This is a genomic window from Achromobacter sp. CF-sbj1-Ac2-l, from assembly GCF_052698165.1.
The window spans coordinates 4,361,016-4,373,873 of the sequence record NZ_CP199855.1 but is presented as its reverse complement, the minus strand read 5'-3'; the positions used below and the strand labels follow the sequence as shown (position 1 = coordinate 4,373,873).

Here is a 12,858-nt window from a genome sequence, read left to right as displayed (position 1 = left end):
CCCCAGCCAGAGTACGAGATGTCCCTGATCGTTCATAAATATGGCGGTACTTCGATGGGCTCGGTCGAGCGCATCAGGAACGTGGCGCGACGCGTCGCGAAGTGGCACGCTGCCGGCCACCAGGTTGTCGTGGTGCCGTCGGCCATGGCAGGCGAAACCAATCGCCTGCTGGGCCTGGCGCGCGAGATTACGCCCCAGCCCGACGCGCGCGAGCTTGACATGATCGCCGCCACCGGCGAGCAGGCCAGCAGCGGCCTGTTGGCCATCGCACTGCAGGCCGAAGGCGTCGCCGCCCGCAGCTACGCGGGCTGGCAGGTGCCGGTGCGCACCGATTCGTCGTTCACCAAGGCCCGCATCACCTCGATCGACGACGCCCGCATCCGCGGCGACCTCGACGCCGGCCGCGTGGTCATCGTCACCGGCTTCCAGGGCGTGGACCCTGACGGCCACATCACCACCCTGGGCCGCGGCGGCTCCGACACCTCGGCCGTGGCCGTGGCGGCGGCGCTCAAGGCCGATGAATGCCTGATCTACACCGATGTGGATGGCGTCTACACGACCGATCCGCGGGTGGTGCCCGAAGCGCGCCGCATGGCCGTCGTTTCCTTCGAGGAAATGCTGGAAATGGCCTCGCTGGGCTCCAAGGTCCTGCAGATCCGCTCGGTCGAATTCGCCGGCAAATACCGTGTGCCGACGCGGGTGCTGTCCTCGCTGACCGACCCGCTCATCCCGCTCGACGAAGAAATGCGTTCGGGCACGCTGATTACTTTTGAGGAAGACGAAAAAATGGAAGCCGCCGTTGTCTCCGGCATCGCCTTCAGCCGCGACGAAGCCAAAATCACCCTGTTGGGCGTGCCCGACAAGCCCGGCATCGCCTTCTCGATCCTGGGCCCTGTCGCCGCCGCCAACATCGACGTCGACATGATCGTGCAGAACCAGTCCGTGGCTGGCACGACCGATTTCTCGTTCACCGTGAACCGCAACGAGTTCGCGCGCGCCGTCGACCTGCTCAAGCGCGAAGTCATCCCCGCCGTGGGCGCGCGTGAACTGTCGACCGATGAAAAGGTCGCCAAGGTCTCGATCGTCGGCATCGGCATGCGCTCGCACGTTGGCGTGGCCAGCCTGATGTTCCAGACGCTTTCGCAGGAAAGCATCAACATCCAGATGATCAGCACCAGCGAGATCAAGACCTCGGTCATCATCGACGACAAGTACATGGAACTGGGCGTGCGCGCGCTGCACAAGGCCTTCGGCCTGGACCAGGCGCCCGCCGCCAAGGCCTGAGCGACGCGGGTCCGGCACGGTTTTTTTCACGCCCGCGGCATTGCGCGGGCAACAGTGTAAAAAGTCGTGCTAGAATCTCGTTCTCTTCGGAGATGTGCCCGAGAGGCTGAAGGGGCTCCCCTGCTAAGGGAGTATGTGGCTAAAAACTGCATCGTGGGTTCGAATCCCACCATCTCCGCCAGATTTCCAGCCTGGCATGCCAGGCTGGCAAGAAACCCGCAGAACGCAAGTTCTGCGGGTTTTTTCTTTGCGCGCGCGTCGTCGCGCGGCGGGCCGGCGCCACGTCGGCTTTAAGAAAATTCTTGGTTTGGGCGGTAGGACGGAATTCTATGATCGGCGGCATGATCGTAGCCCCCCGCACCCGGGAAGCCCCGACCGCGGCGGCGCCGGGGCTGTCCATGCTTTTACTGCACCTGTTCGCCGTCGCGCTCGCGGCCTGCTTCCTGGTGGGGACCGCGCTGTACGCCTACGGGGCGTTCACCGCCGAGGTCTCGAAGTACCGCCGCCGCATGAACGCCGGCGCCTACAACGCCCAGTTGTATTTCGACCAGCGCGAGGCGCTGCTGCGTTCCGTCGCGGCTTCAACTGTGCGCAACAGCCGCCGCCTGCCGCTGTCGCAGATGCCGCAGACGCTCGGTCCCTCCGGCCAGGTCACGGTGGCGCCGCTGGCCGATGCCGGCGGCGCCTTTGACTGGGCGTTGATCCTCACGCCGCGCGATCGCGTCAACGTGGCGCAACTGCGCGCCCACATCGTCTACGTCTCGCCGTCCGGCGGCGCGGCCGCCCGCCTGGCGATGCCGGCAGATGGCGGCGTCACGCCGATGTCCGGCGACACCGCCCGCTGGCTGGCGCAGGCGCTGCGGCTGCGCAGCGCGCGGCCGGGGCCGGACGGCCGCACGCCGATCGTCTGGCTGCGGCCGCCGATGGATCCGGCCAATCGCCTGTTCCTCTACACGCCGGCCGATGTCGCGGGCGAGGACCGCACCTGGATCGGGCTCGAGGTGGGCGGCCTGGGGGCGGTGCTCGACCCGGTGGAGTGCGCCAGCGGAGGGGCCAGCTACGCGCTGTATGACGGCGACGGCGCCATGGCCCTGCATGGCGGCAAGCTGCCGCCTCGGGTCGAGGAGACGCCGGCCTACCTGTCGCGCGATTCGTTCCGCCTGCGCGGGGCGAGCTGGTGGCCGCAGACGCTGGTGCTGGTCAAATCGGTGGGCGAGGCGGGTTGGCGGCTGGCCTATTACGTGCCGATCAGCGACCTGATCGAGGATGGCGCGCCGGCGTTCGAGGCGGCCGCCGGCGTGGCGCTGGCGCTGCTGGCGGCGGTGCTGCTGGCGGTACGCCATCTGCGCCTTCGGCTGGTGCGGCCGGCGCAGCGGCAATACGCGGCGCTGCTGGACAGCGTGGCGCTCAACCGCAAGATCGTCGAGGTGGCGCCGGTCGGCCTGTGCCTGCTGCGGCGCGCCGATGGCGCGGTGCTGCTGTCGAACGCCGCGGCCCGTCAATGGCTGGGCGAGCGAGACCACTGGCGCGAGACGCTGCTGCGGGCGGGCGCCGAGACCGGCGGCGAGGAATGCACGCTGGAGAACGGCCGCAGCGCCTACGTGGCGTTCGCCGCCACCACCTATCAATCCGAAGACGTCGTGCTGTGCGGCATCAGCGACATCACGGCGCAGAAGAAGGTCGAGCACGCGCTGCGCCAGGCCAAGCTGGCCACCGACCAGGCCAGCGCCTCGAAGGCGATGTTCTTTGCCGCCATCAGCCACGAAATCCGCACGCCCCTCTACGGCATTCTCGGCACGCTCGAGCTGCTGGCCATGAGCGGCCTGAGCGCGCCTCAGCGACAGTACCTGGACACGATCCAGCAGTCGTCGTCGACGCTGCTGCGCACCGTCAACGGCACGCTGGACCTGTCGCGCATCGAGGCCGGCCGCGAGGAGCTGGAGATCGGCGCGTTCTCGCCGGCCGAGCTGGTGGAACAGGTGGTGGCCAATTACGCGGCGCGGGCCGCCGCCAAGGGGTTGACCCTGTATGGCCTGAGCGAGGTCGGCATGCCGATGACGGTGCGCGGCGACGCGGTGCGCATCCAGCAGATCCTCAACAATCTGGTCAGCAACGCGGTCAAGTTCACCGAGGCGGGCCGCGTGGTGCTGCGCGCCTGCGCCGCCGTCGCCCGCGAGCCGGGGCAGGTCCGGCTGCGGTTTCAGGTGGCGGACACCGGCCCGGGTATCCGCGAGGACCACCGCGCGCGGCTGTTCGAGCCGTACTTCCGGATCCCCGCGGGGCAGGGGGGCGACAGCGGCGGCACCGGCCTGGGGCTGACGATCTGCCGGCGCCTGTCGGATCTGATGGGCGGCGCGCTGTCGGTGGTCAGCGAGGAAGGGCTGGGCACCAGCATTGCGTTCTGCCTGACGCTGGCGGCGGACGAGCCGGTCGGCGCCGCGCCGGTCGCGCTGGCGCCGCGGCCGGTGTATGTCGATGGCGCGGTGCCCGAAGTGGTCGACAACGTACGCGGCTGGCTGAGCGCGTGCGGCGCGGCCGCGCTGCCGTACCGCCAGGCGGGCGACGCGGCCGGGTCGGCGGATGCGGTGCTGGTGCGGACCTGGCCGCCGTCCGCGCCGGCGCCGCAGTGGCGGCAACGGCAGGTCACGGTGTGGGCGCCCGGGGCGAGCCAGGACGCCTTCATGGCCGACGCGGCCGAAGGCGTGGCGAGCGCGTCCGACCCCGCCAGCATCTGCCGCGCCGTGCGCATGGCGCAGGACGGAGTCGAGCCCGGCGCGTCCGGCGTGGCGGGGGCTGCGTCGCGGTCGCTGGACCTGCGGGTGCTGCTGGTCGAGGACAACGCGATCAATCAGCGGGTGCTGCGCGAGCAGCTCGAATACCTGGGCTGCGTGGTGACGCTGGCCAGCCAGGGCGACGAAGCCTTGCGGCAATGGCGCGCGCAGCCGTTCGACCTGGTGCTGACCGACCTGAACATGCCCGTGTCCGACGGCTACCAATTGGCGCGGGCGCTGCGCGACGCGGGCCACGCCGGACCGATCATCGGTCTGACGTCGGGCTCGAGCGCCGAGATCGTGCAGCGCGGCCTGGCCGCGGGCATGGATCAGGTGCTGGGCAAGCCATTGCCCTTCCTGGTGCTGGCGCAGACCCTGCACGGGATCGCGAAGGATCCGACATGACTTCGCCGGCCGCCTGCCGGGCGCTGGTCCTGGACGATCATCCGCTGCAGTGCCTGTCGCTGCGCGACCTGCTGCGACAGGCCGGCGTCGGTCTCGTCGATACCGCCGAGAACGCCGCCGCCGCGCTCGAATGCCTGCGCGTCGCGCGCTACGATCTGGTGCTGACCGACATCCGCATGCCCGGCATGGACGGCGCGCAGTTCATCCGCGAGCTGGCCGGGCTGGCGCGGCCGCCGATGCTGGCGGTCGTCACGGGGTGCGGGCGCGCGCTGGCCAACAGCATCGGGTTGATGGCCAGCGAAATCGGGCTGCCGCTGCTTGGCGTCTTCGTCAAACCCGTCACGGCCGAACAGGTCCGCGGCCTGGTGGCGCAGTGGCGCGCCCGCGTCTCGGCGCGGGCGGCGGGGCGGCCCGCTGGCGCGGGCTACGCGCCGTCGCGCGGCGACGTGATGGCGGCCTTGCGCGCGGGCGACATACAAGCCTGGTTCCAGCCCAAGCAGTCGCTGGCGTCCGGCGCCATCGCGGGGGCCGAGGCGCTGGCGCGCTGGCGCCATCGCGACCAGGGCCTGCTGCTGCCTGGCGCGTTCCTGCCGACGGTGCGCCGCCACGGCCTGGAGCACGAACTGCTGATCCGCATGCTCGACGACAGCCTCGCGGCCATCAGCGCCTGGCGCCGCGCCGGCTTCCGCATCCCGGTCTCGGTCAACCTGCCGGTGCGCCTGCTGGACCGGCCGCGGCTGCCCGAGGAATTGTGCGCGCGGGTCGCGCGCCGGGGCCTGGCGGCCGAGGACATCACCTTCGAACTGCTGGAAGACGACATGACGGTGGCGCCGGGCAATTATCATATGGGGGCCAGCCGGCTGCGGCTGCAGGGCTTCGGCTTGGCCCAGGACGACTTCGGCAAGGGCTACAGCTCGCTCTACAGCCTGATCTCGACGCCTTTCACCGAATTGAAGATCGATCGCGCCTTCGTCCACGGCGCCCCCGAAGACGAGTCCCGCGCGGCCGCATTGCTGTCCGCGGCGCAGCTTGGACGGCGATTGGGGCTGCGGGTCACCGCCGAGGGCGTCGAGACCGAGGCAGCGCGGCAATTCCTGCGGCGCATCGGCTGCGATTATGCGCAGGGCTTCCTGATCTCGCCCGCGGTGGACCCGGCGGCGTTCCAGGCGCTGCTGGGCGCGCCGCCCTTTTCCAATCACCCGATTCCACCCGTGAATCCCCGCGACCCGCGTGAGCCGGTCGGCGCCGCGCGCATGGCGCGGCGCCGACCTGGCGCGCGCGGGCAATGACGCATCCATGAAACTGGACACACCGTTGATAAGAGTCATACGCGCATCGCGCCGATTGAATATCGTCCTGTTCGCCATCCTGACGCTGCTGCTGGTGCTGGGCGGCGTGCTCTATTGGGGCGGACAGCGCATCCTGCAGCAGGAGGAGGAAAAGCTGCGCACCGACTTCACCGTGCTGGTGGGCTATATCCACGCCCACGAGAGCGTGCTGCAGGGCCTGTATGCACAGGGCCTGAACCCCGACGGACGGCGGCTGGTGGCGCCGACGCGGGTCAGCGAGACCGCCGGGTTCGAGCGCGGGTCGTGGGCCTTCTACGACGGCCAGCACGCGATCGCGGCGATGCCGTTTTCGCTGCTGTGCCAGAGTCCGGACGCGTGCCCGGTGGCCGGCGGCGTGTTCACCGGCATCGGCGATTACCTGTCGGATTTCTACGCCACGCGCTGGGCCGCGTCGGTGTATCCGGCCGCGCCGCTGTTCGTCATGTCTCCGAGCCAGCAGCTCAGCATGAGCGTGCCGGCGATCGCCACCATGTCGGGCTACGAGCCGCTGACCCGGCAGACCTTCCTGGCGGTGGTGGATGCGGTGCAGCGGGCGGGCGGCGCCACCGATCCCGAGGATCGCTCGGGCAGCGAGGGGCCGAGCGTCCTGTGGGTGCGCGACCCGCATCTGCCGGACGCGATAGTCGGCATGCTGCCGGTGATGCTGCCGCTGAACGGGCGCGGCGCCGAGCCCGCCACGCGGCGCAATGTCTACGCGGTCTCGCTGCTGAGCCGCGGCCGTGTCAGCATTTCCGAGCGTATCCGGCAGGTGCCGCTGTTCGACCGCTTCTGGCTGGTGCGCCAGGGCGGCGAGGTGCTGCTGGGCGAGGGCGCTCCGCCGGTGATGGCGCCGGGCTTTCGTTTCGCCCGCGACGGCCTGCTGCTGCGCATCGCCGACAAGAGCGGTCAGTGGAACGGCTATTACCAACTGGCCTACAGCGGCTTCTTTCGCGCCAACATGTGGTTGCCGGCCGCGGTGCTGCTGATGCTCGGCCTGGGGCTGGCGGCCGGCTGCGGCTACCTGTTCTGGTACAACCGGCGTGTCATCCATCCCGCCGAGATCGCCCATCTCGACATGGTCGAGAGCGAGGAGTTCAACCGCACCGTGCTCGACACGGCGCCGGTGGCGCTGTGCGTGCTGTCGCGGCTGGAGGGCCGCATCGTGTTCGGCAATGCGCTGGCGGCGCAGTGGCTGGGCATCGGCGTGGGCGAGCAGTTGCGCGATTCGGCCGAGACCAACAAGCTGCTGCGCCAGGTGCTGGGCGCGTCCGGCCCCGGCACCCTCGAGACCTTCCGCACCCATGACGGGCGCACGCTGTTCGTTGCGTTCGCGCCGACCCGCTACAAGAAGCAGGATGTGGTGCTGTGCGCCTTCGCCGATATCAGCGCGCGCGCCGAGATGGAGCACACACTTGCGCAGGCCAAGCAACAGGCCGATCGCGCCAACGAGGCCAAATCGACCTTCCTGGCCACCATGAGCCATGAAATCCGCACGCCCCTGTACGGCGTGCTGGGCACGCTGGAGGTGTTGTCGCTGACGCCGCTGAACGAGGCGCAACGCCGCCACGTCGACCGCATCCAGGATTCCTCCGTGATCCTGCAGCAGCTCATCAGCGACATCCTCGACATCACCAAGATCGAATCGGGCCAGTTGGCGCTGCAGCGCGAGGGTTTCGATCCGCGCGAGCTGGTCGAAAACTGCATCGCCTCGTATGCCGGCGTGGCCGAGCGCAAGGGGCTGGTAATCTACAGCGGCATCGACACCGCGACGCCGGCCTGGGTGATGGGCGACGGCGGCCGGATCCGGCAGATCCTCAACAACCTGGTCAACAACGCCATCAAGTTCACGGACTCCGGCCACGTGGTGGCGCGGCTGCGGGCCGAGGCGCTGGAGGGCGGGCGCGCGCGCCTGCATTTCCAGGTGGTCGACAGCGGCGTCGGCATCCGCGAGGAGGATCAGGCGTTCTTGTTCGAGCCCTTCTACCAGATCGACGGCGGTTCGCACCTGGTGCGCGGCGCCGGCATCGGCCTGTCGATCTGCGCGCGGCTGGCGGCCTTGATGGGAACCGCCATCCAGGTGACCAGCGAGCCGGGGCTGGGCAGCAGTTTCTCCATCGCCATCGACCTGGACCTGGCCGAGGCGCCGCCGGGACCGTCGCCGCGGTTGCACGGGCTGCGGGTCTACGTGCGCAGCGCGCGCCGGGCGCTGAGCGCGAACCTGTGCGAATGGCTGGAGCATTGGGGGGCGCAGGCGAGCGTGGCGCCGGCCGTCCTGCCGTCGGACGAGTCAGGCGAGCGCGTGCTGCTCGACGTGCAGATCGGCGGCGAGGCGGCCGCGCCCATCGAGTGGGACGGGCCGGTGGTGCTGGCGGGCGGCCAGGACGACGCCGGCGCCACACTGCACCGCGCCGACCGGCACTACCTGAACAGCATCGGCTTCGCGCTGGAACGCTGGGCCAGCGGCGACGCCGCCGTCGCCACCAGGCAGGCCGCCGCGCCGCACTACGCGCCGCTGAACCTGCGGATCCTGGTGGCCGAGGACAACCCGATCAACCAGGTGACGATGCGCGACCAGTTGCAGCAACTGGGGTGCGAGGTGACGCTCGCGCCGGACGGAGCCGAGGCGCTGGCGCAATGGAACATCGGGCCGTTCGATGCCGTGCTGACCGACGTCAACATGCCGCGCATGAACGGCTACGAGCTGGCCAGCGCCTTGCGGGCCCAGGGCGTGGCCGTGCCGATCATCGGGGTGACGGCCAACGCGTTGAAGGACGAGGAAGCCCGCTGCAGGGCCGCGGGCATGAGCAGTTGGCTGGTCAAGCCGCTCAAGCTGAGCCTGTTGTGGAGCGAGCTGCGCGCGCAACGCGGTGGGGCCGCCGAACCGGGGCAGCCGCCCAGCGCATCGGAAGCCGCGGCCGCCGCCGCCGCCGCGTCCATCGCCGCCGCCTGCGCCGCGGGGGCGCCGCCGCTCGTGGGCAAGTATCGCGAGGTCTTCGTGCAGACCATGAGCGAGGACCTGGCGCGGCTGGAGCGGGCGCTGGCCGCCGCCGACGTGCGCGACCTGAAGGCGGTGCTGCACCGGATGCGGGGCGGGTTCGGCGCGGTCCAGGCGATGGCGCTGTACCAGCAGGCCGAGGCGGCCGAAGCGCGGCTGCGCGCCGGGAAACCGCTGAGCGATCCCGCGCGCGCGCAGGTGACGGCGCTGGCCGATGCGTTGCGCGCGATGCTGGCGGCGTTGTGAGCGCGCGGGTTCAGTCCAGCGCGTCCAGCAGCGCCCGCGCCTGCGCCACGACATCGTCGTCGTTGGGGCGGAACACCAGCGGCAGCGCCTGCGCCAGGCGCGTGAAGTGCGCCTGGCTGCTGCGCGCGTAGGCCGGGTCGTAGTGGCGGTCGATGAGTTCGCGCGCCAGCTCGGTGCGACGGCCTTCGTCGATCAGGCGCAGCCAGCCGCCGACGGTGTCGCGGCTGTGCAGTCCGACCAGGCGCTGCAACTGCGACTTGAAGCCGGCGGGATCGTCGAACAGTTGCGCGTAGTCCTGCTGCAAGAACTGCGCGCGGTCTTCGCGGCTGGCGGTGACGGCGACGCAGGCGCCCCGGTGCAGCGCGGCCAGCAGCGAGTCCGGCAGCGCCACGGCGCCGATCTTGCGGCTTTCGGCCTCGACGAACACGGGCCGGTCCGCGTTCAGCGCGCGCAGCCGCGCCGCCAACCGCGTGTCGAAGCCCTTTTGCGTCGGTTGCGGCACCCCCGCAAGGGCGCCCAGCAGCGAGCCGCGATGCGCCGCCAGCGCTTCCAGGTCCAGCGTCTGCGCGCCGGCCTGCGCCAGCGCGTGCAGCAGCCGCGTCTTGCCGCTGCCGGTGGGGCCGGTCAGCACCACGAAGCGCAGCCCGGCGGGCAGGGCGTCCAGGGCCTCGAGGGTGGCGCGGCGGTAGGTCTTGTAGCCGCCATCGAGCTGGCGCGCGCGCCAGCCGATCATGTTGAACATCACCGTCATGGAACCCGAGCGCTTGCCGCCGCGCCAGCAATACACCAGGGGACGCCAGCTTTGCGGGCGATCGGCGAAGGTGGTGTCCAGGTGGTTGGCGATGTTGCGCGCGGCCAGGGCGGCGCCCAGCCGCGTGGCCTCGAAGGGCGATTGGCGGTACAGCGTGCCGACCCGGGCCCGCTCTTCATTGCTGAACACCGGCGCGTTCAGGGCGCCGGGGATGTGGTCATCGGCATACTCGAGCGGCGTGCGCACGTCGATGATGTCGTCGAAGTCATCGAGCCGGTCCAAACCGGCCAGCAGGTGTTTCAAGGCGGGGCCATCCAGGAGGGAATGGCGAATTTTCGCACGGCGCCGGGCCGGACCCGTGCCGGGCGCGCGACGGGGAGCACTTGCGGGACCATGGGAAGGGCGGAGGGCCGGCCGGGCATGTGCGCCCGGCCGGCCCTCGCGGAACACGGCCGCCGCCGGCGGCGATCAGGCGCCGAAGGTCAGCGCGTTGGTCAGGTCGCCCATCGGCTTCTGGCCGCGCGCGGTCATGGCGTCGTCGCGCGCCTTCAGGCCCTCGAGCGTCGGCAGGTCGAACAGGCGGGTGGCCAGGCGCAGGATCGAGCCGGTGTCGTAGATGGTGTGGTCGACGGTGCCCTTCTTGGCGAACGGCGAGACCACCAGCGCGGGAATGCGCGTGCCGGGGCCCCAGCGGTCGCCCTTGGGCGGCGCCACGTGGTCCCACCAGCCGCCGTTCTCGTCAACGGTGATGACCACCACCATGTTGGCCCACTGCGAGCTCTTGCGCAGGCTGTCGACGATGTGGGCGATGTGGCGGTCGCCCGAATCGACGTCGGCGTAGCCCGCGTGCATGTTCAGGTTGCCTTGCGGCTTGTAGAACGTGAGCGGGGGCAGCTTGCCGGCTTCGGCATCGGCCAGGAACTTGTTGGTCGACGACAGATCGCCGAGGCCGCCGTCGCGCAAGTGCGCGGTGCGCGCGGCGGTGCCGGGGCCGGTGCTCTGGAAGTAGTTGAAGGGCTGGTGGTGCGCCTGGAAGTTGGGCGAGGAGGGGAAGCCGGTGTTGGCGGTGGAGTCGATCGCCGCCTGCCAGCCGCCCGCGTACCAGGCCCAGTCCAGGCCCTTGGCGGTCATCAGGTCGCCGATGTTGTCGTGCGTCTGCGGCACCATGAACACCGAGGTCGGATCGGCCTGGGTCGGGTTGGCGGCATCGCGGGAAAAGGCGGGCCAGTAGGGCGGGCCCATGGTGTTCACGCCGTAGCCATCCGGCGTCAGGGCGCTGGCGCCGAACTGCGGCGCGCCGGTGAGGGCGCTGGCCGGCGAGGTCGGCTTGGGTTGCAGGTTGGGATCGGTCGGATCGGCGCTCTGCAACTGGGCGATCTGGCCGCGCACGTTGATCGAGGCGTTCGCCAGGTCCGGATAGAACGGCGGACGGGCGGCGGCGAGGTATTGATGGTTCAGGAACGAACCGCCGAACGCGCCCTGGAAAAAGTTGTCGCACAGCACGAATTCCTGGGCCAGTTTCCACAGGCGCAGGTTGTAGGCGGAGTCGCTGTAGCGGCCCATGACCAGCGCGCCGGAGTCGGCCCAGGCCACGAAGCGGTCGTTCTTGCCGCCGTTGATCTGCATCTGATTCTGGTAGAACACGTGCCACAGGTCGCGCGTGACCACGCCTTGCGGCAGCGGCTCGCCTTGCGGGCCGCGCAGGTCGAAGGGCGCGTTGGGCAGGTTGTTCATGTAGGGCGCGTTCTCGGCGACCTGGTAGGTGACGTGGTTGGCCTGTTGCGAGGTCGGCACCATGCCGCCCCACACCGGCGGCAGCACCGATAGCGTCGTGCCGTCGCGGTCCTTCTGCGTGTAGTCGGCGGCGGTCAACGCCGACAACGGCTTTTCGACGCCGGGGAAGTTGGAGAACAGGTTGTTGAAGCTGCGGTTTTCCGCGAAGATCACCACCAGCGTCTTGACGTTCTTGCGCAGTTGCGTCGTCAGGTCGGGGGCGGGAGCGGGGGTGTTGTCGTCATCGTCGCTGTCGCCGCTGGAACAGCCGGCCAGCGCGCCCATGGCGGCGGCGCTGGCGCCGAGCGCGGCGATACCGGTCAGGAAGCCCCGGCGGGTGGCGCGGACGGGAGTGTCGGCGTCAGCGTGATCGGCGGCCGTCGACGTCGCGGCAACCTGCGCGTTCGCGCTCTTTTCTTTTTCAGACATGGTTGTAGACCTTGCGGAGAGGGTGGCGCCCTGTCATGGCGACACGAGGGTTGCCGGATGACAGCCGGCATTCACGGCGGCTAGCCTAGGTTTGCGACGTTGTATCAATGTGACCATCGGCTGTCGGCAAGCTGTACGCCAGGGAGACTCCCGCCAAATTCCCTTAGACTGGCGCCATGGCTGACATCCGAGTGAAAGCAATGACCGACCATTCCGCAGGCGGATCCGCGCGCCAGGCGTCGCCTCGCACCAAGCCGCCGGAGGTGCGGCTGGACGAGTTGATGGGCGCCGCGCAGGCGCTGTTCCTGGAAAAAGGGGTCGACGCCACCACCATCAGCGAGATCACGGAAGCGGCGGGCGTGGCCAAGGGCACGTTCTATGTCTACTTCCCGTCCAAGCACGAGATGCTGCATGCGCTTGCCGAGCGCTACGTGCGCGAATTCGTCGCGCAACTGGCCAGCGCGATCGACGCCTGCGACGCGCACGACTGGGTCGGGAAGCTGCGCGCATGGGTGCATGCCAACGTCGCGACCTATCTGCGCACTTACCGCGTGCACGACATCGTTTTCACGCATCAGCATCACCATGCGCGCGAAGGGCATACCGGCAACGATGTGGTCAGGCAACTGCAAGGCATCCTGCAGGCCGGGACCGAGGCGGGCGCATGGCGGGTGGACAATCCGCGCATGATGTCGCTGCTGATCTACGCCGGGGTGCACTGCGCCACGGACGACGCGATCCTGTCGAAGCTGTCGGATCCCACCGACTTCGCGCGCGGCATCGCCGACGCCTATCTGCGCATGCTCGGCGCGGCCGTGTAGCGCCGCGACGATTCAGGACGGCAGCCGTGGCCGGCCGTGTTTTGGGTAGGCACGG

At 69.9% G+C, this 12,858-nt stretch carries 7 protein-coding genes and 1 tRNA gene; 6 read left to right on the top strand and 2 right to left on the bottom strand.

Annotation, left to right across the window (positions count from 1 at the left end):
• Window positions 1-18: 18 nt before the first annotated feature.
• From ACUDCK_RS19840 to ACUDCK_RS19820, 5 genes are all read left to right on the top strand, one after another.
• Window positions 19-1,284 (top strand): aspartate kinase, encoded by a 1,266-nt coding sequence (locus ACUDCK_RS19840; RefSeq protein WP_054431502.1) that lies wholly within the window; start codon window positions 19-21, stop codon window positions 1,282-1,284.
• An 88-nt stretch (window positions 1,285-1,372) separates the two neighbouring features.
• Window positions 1,373-1,465 (top strand) — tRNA-Ser (locus tag ACUDCK_RS19835).
• A 160-nt stretch (window positions 1,466-1,625) separates the two neighbouring features.
• Window positions 1,626-4,460, top strand: a complete 2,835-nt coding sequence (locus ACUDCK_RS19830) for an ATP-binding protein (RefSeq protein ID WP_064524404.1) — start codon at window positions 1,626-1,628, stop codon at window positions 4,458-4,460.
• A complete protein-coding gene (locus ACUDCK_RS19825) occupies window positions 4,457-5,749 on the top strand; it encodes an EAL domain-containing response regulator (RefSeq protein WP_054503098.1) in 1,293 nt (430 codons plus the stop codon). The genes ACUDCK_RS19830 and ACUDCK_RS19825 overlap by 4 nt, the downstream gene beginning before the upstream one ends.
• Before the next feature lie 55 nt (window positions 5,750-5,804).
• Window positions 5,805-9,029 (top strand): ATP-binding protein, encoded by a 3,225-nt coding sequence (locus ACUDCK_RS19820; protein WP_175166615.1) that lies wholly within the window; start codon window positions 5,805-5,807, stop codon window positions 9,027-9,029.
• Between the two features lie 10 nt (window positions 9,030-9,039).
• Here ACUDCK_RS19820 and mnmH read toward each other — a convergent pair whose 3' ends face one another.
• Together mnmH and acpA are read right to left on the bottom strand one after the other, a co-directional pair.
• Window positions 9,040-10,083 carry a tRNA 2-selenouridine(34) synthase MnmH gene (gene mnmH, locus ACUDCK_RS19815; RefSeq protein ID WP_064524221.1) on the bottom strand — a complete coding sequence of 348 codons (1,044 nt, stop codon included), beginning with the start codon at window positions 10,081-10,083 and terminating at the stop codon, window positions 9,040-9,042.
• Window positions 10,084-10,248: 165 nt separating this feature from the next.
• Window positions 10,249-11,982 (bottom strand): acid phosphatase, encoded by a 1,734-nt coding sequence (acpA, locus tag ACUDCK_RS19810; RefSeq protein WP_175166616.1) that lies wholly within the window; start codon window positions 11,980-11,982, stop codon window positions 10,249-10,251.
• Between the two features lie 200 nt (window positions 11,983-12,182).
• Here acpA and ACUDCK_RS19805 point away from each other — a divergent pair, with 200 nt between their 5' ends.
• Window positions 12,183-12,803: a TetR/AcrR family transcriptional regulator gene (locus ACUDCK_RS19805; RefSeq protein WP_175166617.1), complete on the top strand. Its 621-nt coding sequence runs from the start codon at window positions 12,183-12,185 to the stop codon at window positions 12,801-12,803.
• The last annotated feature ends 55 nt before the right edge of the window (window positions 12,804-12,858 follow it).